The 7,258-nt window shown below is 67.2% G+C and carries 6 protein-coding genes; all 6 read left to right on the forward strand.

The features are described 5' to 3' along the window. The first annotated feature begins 881 nt into the window (after positions 1-881). The 6 genes from ACZ4LX_RS05935 to ACZ4LX_RS05960 all read left to right on the forward strand — a co-directional run bounded on the left by ACZ4LX_RS05935 (position 882) and on the right by ACZ4LX_RS05960 (position 7,161). Positions 882-1,289, forward strand: coding sequence for a hypothetical protein (locus ACZ4LX_RS05935; RefSeq protein ID WP_467639226.1), 408 nt, complete (start codon positions 882-884; stop codon positions 1,287-1,289). A 321-nt stretch (positions 1,290-1,610) separates the two neighbouring features. Next, entirely contained in the window at positions 1,611-1,823 is a 213-nt protein-coding gene (locus ACZ4LX_RS05940; RefSeq protein ID WP_467639224.1) for a hypothetical protein, read from the forward strand. Between the two features lie 849 nt (positions 1,824-2,672). Then, on the forward strand, positions 2,673-4,085 hold the full coding sequence (locus ACZ4LX_RS05945) for a family 2B encapsulin nanocompartment shell protein (RefSeq protein ID WP_467639221.1): 1,413 nt from the start codon (positions 2,673-2,675) through the stop codon (positions 4,083-4,085). Positions 4,086-4,193: 108 nt separating this feature from the next. Next, positions 4,194-5,504 carry a family 2 encapsulin nanocompartment cargo protein terpene cyclase gene (locus ACZ4LX_RS05950; RefSeq protein WP_467639218.1) on the forward strand — a complete coding sequence of 437 codons (1,311 nt, stop codon included), beginning with the start codon at positions 4,194-4,196 and terminating at the stop codon, positions 5,502-5,504. Positions 5,505-5,508: 4 nt separating this feature from the next. Next, positions 5,509-6,399 (forward strand): geranyl diphosphate 2-C-methyltransferase, encoded by an 891-nt coding sequence (locus tag ACZ4LX_RS05955; RefSeq protein ID WP_467639215.1) that lies wholly within the window; start codon positions 5,509-5,511, stop codon positions 6,397-6,399. Positions 6,400-6,750: 351 nt separating this feature from the next. Next, entirely contained in the window at positions 6,751-7,161 is a 411-nt protein-coding gene (locus ACZ4LX_RS05960; RefSeq protein ID WP_467639212.1) for a RidA family protein, read from the forward strand. The last annotated feature ends 97 nt before the right edge of the window (positions 7,162-7,258 follow it).

The following is a 7,258-nucleotide window of genomic DNA, read 5'->3' on the forward strand; positions in this document are numbered from 1 at the left end:
GCCAGAAGCGCAGCCCGCGCAACGGGCCACCCCGCGCTCACCGGCACAGGAATTCGCGCGGCTGCCGATGGACGATCCCGGGCCCCTCCGCTCCCCCACGCTGTCCGGCAGCGCCCAGGCAATGTGACGTCCCGTCCGGGCTGGACGGGTCTGCCGTCTGCCGCAGTATGGGCTCGCCTCTCACAGACTCTCGTTTCGCCATGATATGCACCGTACTGACCAGCAATCGGCCCAGCCGGAAATTCGCAAGAAATCAGACAGACAGGCACTTCTATTTCGCGGGCGTACGCAACCTCGGCGTCCTCCGGCCGAAGGGCTGCTCGCGAAGCGGAACGTGTGCTCCAGATCGAAGCGGCGGAGGATTGTCCCTTAGAAGCGGTCCACGTCGTGCGGGGTGACGTCGGCCTCCGAGGAACGTAACCGCACCGGCGGGGCACCCCGTTCCGTCGACAGATCATCCGCAGTGGTTTCGGCGGATGCATGAAGCGCGGCCGGATCGGACCCGGCCGACCGGCTCAGCCGGCAGGTCGCGCAGGCCCCGGGCCAGGCGGCTGACGCCGTAGCCCGGATCGCTGAGAGGCACGGTGTCCGGATCCCCGGCCTTCCACCGCGCGGGATGAACTGCGAGGCCCGCCACCTCCGGCCAACCCCTCAGACGATCGAATCCGTTCGAGACACCGTTGGACCTTGTGGCACCATGTGCGGCATGACCACCAACCGAAAGGCCCATGCCGCGTAGACGGCCAGGACGCATCCGGGCTAAAATTCCGGACCGGCAGCAGTCATACCGCCCAAGGCCGGCCATCGACCGCCTCTCCCTGCGAGCGCTATCCGAGATCGTTCGCCTTGAACGCACGCGGAACTACCTCCAGCCGGGCGACGTGAGCTCGGCATTGCGCCTGTGGAAGGACTACGTCCACCGGCCCGCCCGCGATCTCTGGCACGACGACGAGTTCGGCAACGTGCACTGGTACTGCTGCGGCAACCCTCTTGAAGGCCGTGCCCTACTCGACGACGTGATCCGGGCCATGTCGCCCCGCGGGGCCGGTGAGCTCCGCAGGATCATCGACGAGCTCGACGCCTGGGCTGTTGCTCTTGTCCGCGGCAATCCAGTGCTCCGGCCGAGGATCGTTGCGCTCGTGGATGATTCCTCCCAGCCACGGATGCAGACCTCGCTGCGCGACTCGCAGCACCTCGTCTTGGAGCAGTTCATCGGCTCGTTCGATCACAGCGAGTCCCCAGTCGTTCCGGCGGACGCCGCCAAGTGTCACCGCTCGTTCGCGCTGTAGGTACTTCACCGCCGACTCGACGTCGGTCACCGGAGGGCTTACCTCGTACGTGGCGAGCTTGCCGACATACCAGTCCAGCCATGGCTCCCCTTCACGTCTCGCGGCCACACGCCGGCAGCCTGTGCCGATGCGTGAGGTGTGAGGAGTCGCAGCGGACTTCGCACGGCGGGTGGGGCCGTCCGATCCTGGGTTCCTGGGCGACGTGTGACTGACTTTGCCTGGGCGCAGCGCCACCCGGCAGACAGCCGAATGGCCTCTGTCGAGAGTCCGGTAAGCCTCCATATACTCACGTCTCGGTTTATCCGCCCTCCAGGAGGTGCCGTGCAACCCTCGGTCAAGTTCTGCTACACCTGCGACTCCGACGAACAGCACCGGCCCCTTACCGGCAACGAGAAGACCTGGCTGAAGAACCGCACAGGCCGGAAGAACGTCGACGAGTTCCTGATGTGCGAAGCGCCGGCCTGCCGCAATGTACGCACCGGATTCAACAAACGCCCCTTCACTCCTGTTATCCGCGTGCCCCTGCCGGACTGACGCTCACAGCCGAGACGCGCGGGTCCCTGACTTCTGCGGCCGTCGGCCTCGGCCCCGTGGTGGAGCGGATGAGTGTGGCCGCCAGGCGACACGGTTGCCTCCGGCGGCTCTTCGTCACCGCGCTCCCCCGCGGTGGCCGCAGCCGTTGACAAGGGCTCGGCGCTCACATTCTCCCACTCATGGTTCGGCGGCTTCCCTCTGCATCCTTGATGAGGACGCTCCGGCCCGGGCATGTGCGGAGCACGGCGTCGGCACTCCCCCGCGCGCACTGGGCCGATCCGTCCGCTCCCCTGTGAACGAAGGCATCTCCCGCCGCCAGGCACGCCGCGTGCGCCGCCAATTCTTCGGTCGACCCGGAGCGGCACGCGCCCTCGTCCCGGTCGAGCCATGACTGCGTCGGCCCTCAATCGCTGATCTCACACCCGGCCCGCTGATCCGACCCACCCTTGTCGCAATTTCGACCCAGTGTCGCAAGTCCGTTCACAATTAATACGGAGAGCGACGACTACGGAGGCGCGTCCCGGCCGATCCGATTGACCACAGCAGTGCGACTGTGCAGCACTTCTACCGCGCCTCGGCTCACCGGCCCCGCGTCGGGGCCTGTCCGACCGCTCACGGAACGCACGGTTCCAGCGCGGCTCAATCCTGCTGGTGACCGACCAAACATGACACTGTCGTGATCATCGTATCGAGTTAATGTCGCAGGATTTCCTTGGTCCCGGACGCGGGACGGCCTCTAGGGTTCTCGTGGATCTGGATGGATTCCCATCCTTTGCCCCCCTTTCCCCCTCTTGCCCGGCGACGTCCGTATACGCATGTCGCCACCCTCCCCAAGGAGAGCTTGGCCCGATGACTGTTGACCCGAGTTCGGACGTACGACTGGATCTGCCGCGGCAGTCCAGTCTGGGCACGGCGGCGGCCCGCAACCTCGCCAGCACGACCAAGTCCGCCCCACAGATGCAGGAGATCACCTCTCGCTGGCTGCTGCGCATGCTCCCCTGGGTGGAGACCAAGGGCGGCACCTACCGGGTGAACCGCCGCCTCACGTACATCGTCGGCGACGGGATCGTGGAGTTCGTCCAGGACGGTTCCGGAGTCCGGGTGATCCCTGAAGAGCTCGGCGAACTGGCCCTGCTGCGCGGCTTCGACGACGTGGATGTGCTGACGGCTCTTGCGGACCGGTGCGTTCAACGCGACTTCCGCTCAGGAGAGACGCTGGTCGAGCGCGGGGCCCCTGCCGATCAGCTCCACCTGATCGCTCGTGGCCGCATCGGGCAGACCAGCGTCGGCAGTTACGGCGACGAGGTCACTCTGGACGTACTGGCCGACGGCGACCGGTTCGGGGAGAACGCCCTGCTGGACGAGGATGCCCGGTGGGAGCAGACGGCCGTTGCCGAGACCTCGGGCATCCTGCTCACCCTGTCGCGCGCCGACTTCGCAGCCGTGCTGTCCACGGCTCCGGCTCTGCGGGACCACGTCGAAGCGTTCGCATCGCGTTCCCGCCGACGGCAGAACCATCGCGGCGAGGCGGAGATCGCGATGTCGGCCGGTCACGTCGGCGAGCTTGAACTGCCCGGCGCGTTCGCCGACTACGAGCTCAACCCACGCGAGTACGAACTCTCGGTCGCCCAGACCATTTTGCGTATCCACACCAGGGTCGCCGACCTCTACAACGGGCCGATGAACCAGACCGAGGAACAGCTCAGGCTCACCATCGAGGCGCTGCGCGAGCGCCAGGAGCACGAGCTGATCAACAACAGGGAATTCGGCCTGCTCCACAACGCCGACTTCAAGCAGCGCATCCAGCCGCACTCCGGCCCGCCGACCCCGGACGACATGGACGAACTGCTCTGTCGCCGCCGGGGTTCCAAGTTCTTCCTCGCGCATCCCCGGACCATCGCGGCGATCGGTCGTGAGTTCAACTCGCGCGGTCTGTACCCGGACCACGTCGATCTCGGCGGCCAGCAGGTGCCTGCGTGGCGCGGGGTCCCGATCCTGCCCTGCAACAAGATCCCCGTCACCGAGGAGAAGACCAGCTCGATCCTGGTCATGCGGACCGGTGAGGAGAACCAGGGCGTCATCGGTCTGCATCAGACGGGACTCCCGGACGAGTACGAACCGGGTCTGTCGGTCCGCTTCATGGGCATCGACGAGAAGGCGATCATGTCCTACCTCGTCAGCACCTACTACTCCGCCGCCATCCTCGTGCCGGACGCGGTCGGCGTGCTGGAGAACGTGCAGATCGCACGGTGGCCCAAGTAGCGGATCCGGCCCGCCAAGGCATGTGTGACGCCCTCGAAGCCGTCCGGGCCGGCCGCATGTGTGCCCCGAGAGCCTCAGAACAACCACCCACCCGACGAGGAGCCATGGATGCCCGCATCTGAGCTGATACCTCCGCGATCGAACCTGCCCGAGGCCGCTTCCCGCTTCGCGGCGCACGTCCTGTCCGACGCCGCACAGCGGGCCCGGGACATCAGGGCTGCCACCGGCGGCCCACCCGGTGTGTCTCGTCCGCCCGCGCCTCCCACGGTCTCCCGGCCGGCGCCGGTTCCTCCCGGCGCCCTGCCGACCGGTGCGGCCGCGACCAGCGCCGGCCTGGAACGGATCCTGCGCGGCCCCAGCGGTCTGGGGACGGCCGGCATCCGTCCCTTCCGATGGAAGGAGTCGCCGGAACCTTCGCACACGTCCGTGGATACAGCGGAAAGCCGGCCGGTTCCGGGCCTGTACTACCACCTGGTTCCCGAACCCGACCCGGTGCGGGTCGAGGAGCTCAGCAAAAGGATCAAGGCCTGGGCCTTGGACGAGGTCGCCCTGTATCCCAAGGAGTGGGAGGACCAGTTCGACGGCTTCTCCGTGGGGCGGTACATGGTCGGCTGCCATCCGGACGCACCCACCATCGACCATCTCATGCTCGCCACACGGCTGATGGTGGCGGAGAACGCGGTGGACGACTACTACTGCGAGGACCACGGCGGCTCGCCGGTCGGCCTCGGTGAACGCCTGCTGCTGGCGCACACCGCCCTCGACCCCCTGTACACGACGCGGGAGTACCAGCCGCAGTGGTCGAAGTCGCTGCATGCGGACGCGCCTCGGCGCGCGTACCACTCGGCCATGGAGTACTTCGTCCGGGCGGCCGGCGCCTCCCAGGCCGACCGGCTGCGGCACGACATGGCGCGGCTGCACCTGGGGTACCTCGCCGAAGCGTCCTGGGCCGAGCGGGACCATGTCCCGGAGGTGTGGGAGTACCTGGCGATGCGCCAGTTCAACAACTTCCGCCCGTGCCCGACCATCACCGACACCGTCGGCGGCTACGAGCTGCCCGCGGACCTGCACGCCCGGACGGGCATGCAGAGGGTCATCGCTCTCGCGGGAAACGCGACAACGATCGTGAACGACCTGTACTCGTACACCAAGGAACTCGACAGCCCCGGCCGGCACCTGAACCTTCCCGTCGTCATCGCCGAACGTGAGGGTCTGTCCGACCGGGACGCCTATCTGAAGTCCGTCGAGGTGCACAACGACCTCATGCACGACTTCGAGACCGAAGCCGCGGCGCTTGCCGTCGCCTGCCCCGTGCCCAGCGTGCAGCGCTTCCTCCGGGGCGTGGCCGCCTGGGTCGACGGCAACCACCACTGGCACCGGTCCAACACCTATCGCTACAGCCTGCCCGAATTCTGGTAAGAGAATGGATTCATCTGTGACCACCACCACCGAACTCATCACCACCGCCGTACGCCTTCCCAGCCCGGCGACGGCCTACCAAGGAGACATCGCCCGTTACTGGGACGGGGAGGCCAGGCCCGTGAACCTGCGCCTCGGCGATGTCGACGGTCTCTATCACCACCACTACGGCGTCGGTGAAGTCGAACACGAGGCGCTCGGCGACACCCAGGACAGCGCCGGCGAGAAGAGACTCATCGCCGAGCTCCACCGGCTGGAGTCGGCCCAGGCCGAGCTCCTGCTGGGGCACCTCGGTGACATCGGGCCGGACGACACCCTGATGGACGCGGGCTGCGGCCGCGGCGGTTCGATGGTGATGGCACACCGGCGCTTCGGCTGCAAGGTCGAAGGTGTCACGCTGTCGGCCAAGCAGGCGGAATTCGCCAACAACCGCGCCCGGGATCTGCGCATCCAGGACCATGTCCGCGCCCGTGTCTGCAACATGCTCGCCACGCCCTTCGAGACCGGTTCGACCGCGGGCTCGTGGAACAACGAGTCGAGCATGTACGTCGACTTGGACGACCTCTTCGCCGAACACTCTCGTGTCCTGTCGGTCGGCGGTCGCTACGTGACCGTCACCGGCTGCTGGAATCCGCGGTACGGCCAGCCCTCGAAGTGGGTCTCGCAGATCAACGCGCACTTCGAGTGCAACATCCACTCGCGCCGGGAGTATCTGCGGGCCATGGCCAACAACCGTCTCGTGCCCACGGCCGTCATCGACCTTACTCCCGACACACTGCCCTACTGGGAGCTGCGGGCTACGTCGTCACTGGTGACGGGCATCGAGGACGCGTTCATCAACTCGTACAGGGACGGCTCCTTCCAGTACCTTCTCATCGCCGCCGACCGGGTCTGACCCTCTGCCGACCGGACCCTCTTCACGGAGCACGGGCCGCTGCCACCAGCGCAGCGGCCCGTGCTCCGTTGTGCTGGGGCCGCTGCCCCCTCCTCAACGGGTCAACGCGACGGCAGGGCGGGTGTGGTGCGAAAGGCCGGATGCCGGGGTGGAAGCCGCAACTGCCGGCGGTGGATGCGGCGCGGCCACGTCCTCTGCGCACCACGAGCGTCCCCCATCCTTCACCCGGAAGCCAGAGGCGGCCAGAAATGGTGGCATGCCGTCGGGCGGCGATAAATGGGGAAGACGGGACCCACGCCCGGTGGGCAGAATGTCCGGGCTCACTGCTCGACGGGAAAGGACCCCACAATCGTGGCTCGTGCCATCACTCTGATCCGCTCCGCTTCACTGTCCGACGTCGCCGAGTACGCTTACGCAGCCACGGCGCCCGCCGATTCCCGCCTCATCTTCCTGGCCGGGGCGTGTCCACTGAATGACGACGGCTCGACGGCAGCGATCGGCGACTACGCAGGTCAGGCCCTGAAAGCCATCGAGAACATGCGGGCTGCTCTCACTGCCGCCGGCGCGTCCCTCCAAGACGTCATCAGTACGAGGGTGCTCGTAGCATCGGCCCGTCGGGAGGATCTGGTGGCCGCCTGGCAGGTGGTCCGGGACTCCTTCGCCGACCATGATGTGCCCAGCACGTTGATGGGTGTCACGGTGCTGGGTTATCAGGATCAGCTCGTCGAGATCGAGGCCGTCGCCGCCGTACTCGATGCGTGAGACCCGCGGGAGGGCCGGCACCGAAGGAACAGTCAGCTCCTTTGGGTGGATCCCCGATTCCCGTGCTCGGTCCCGCGATTCCTCACCCCGCGTCCCG

It is taken from the genome of Streptomyces sp. NPDC026062, from assembly GCF_055568375.1.

Bases quoted from the DNA above. Each gene is read 5' to 3' on its own strand.
- ACZ4LX_RS05950 (WP_467639218.1), top strand. From the start codon at position 4,194: ATGCCCGCATCTGAGCTGATACCTCCGCGATCGAACCTGCCCGAGGCC.
- ACZ4LX_RS05945 (WP_467639221.1), top strand. From the start codon at position 2,673: ATGACTGTTGACCCGAGTTCGGACGTACGACTGGATCTGCCGCGGCAG.
- ACZ4LX_RS05955 (WP_467639215.1), top strand. From the start codon at position 5,509: ATGGATTCATCTGTGACCACCACCACCGAACTCATCACCACCGCCGTA.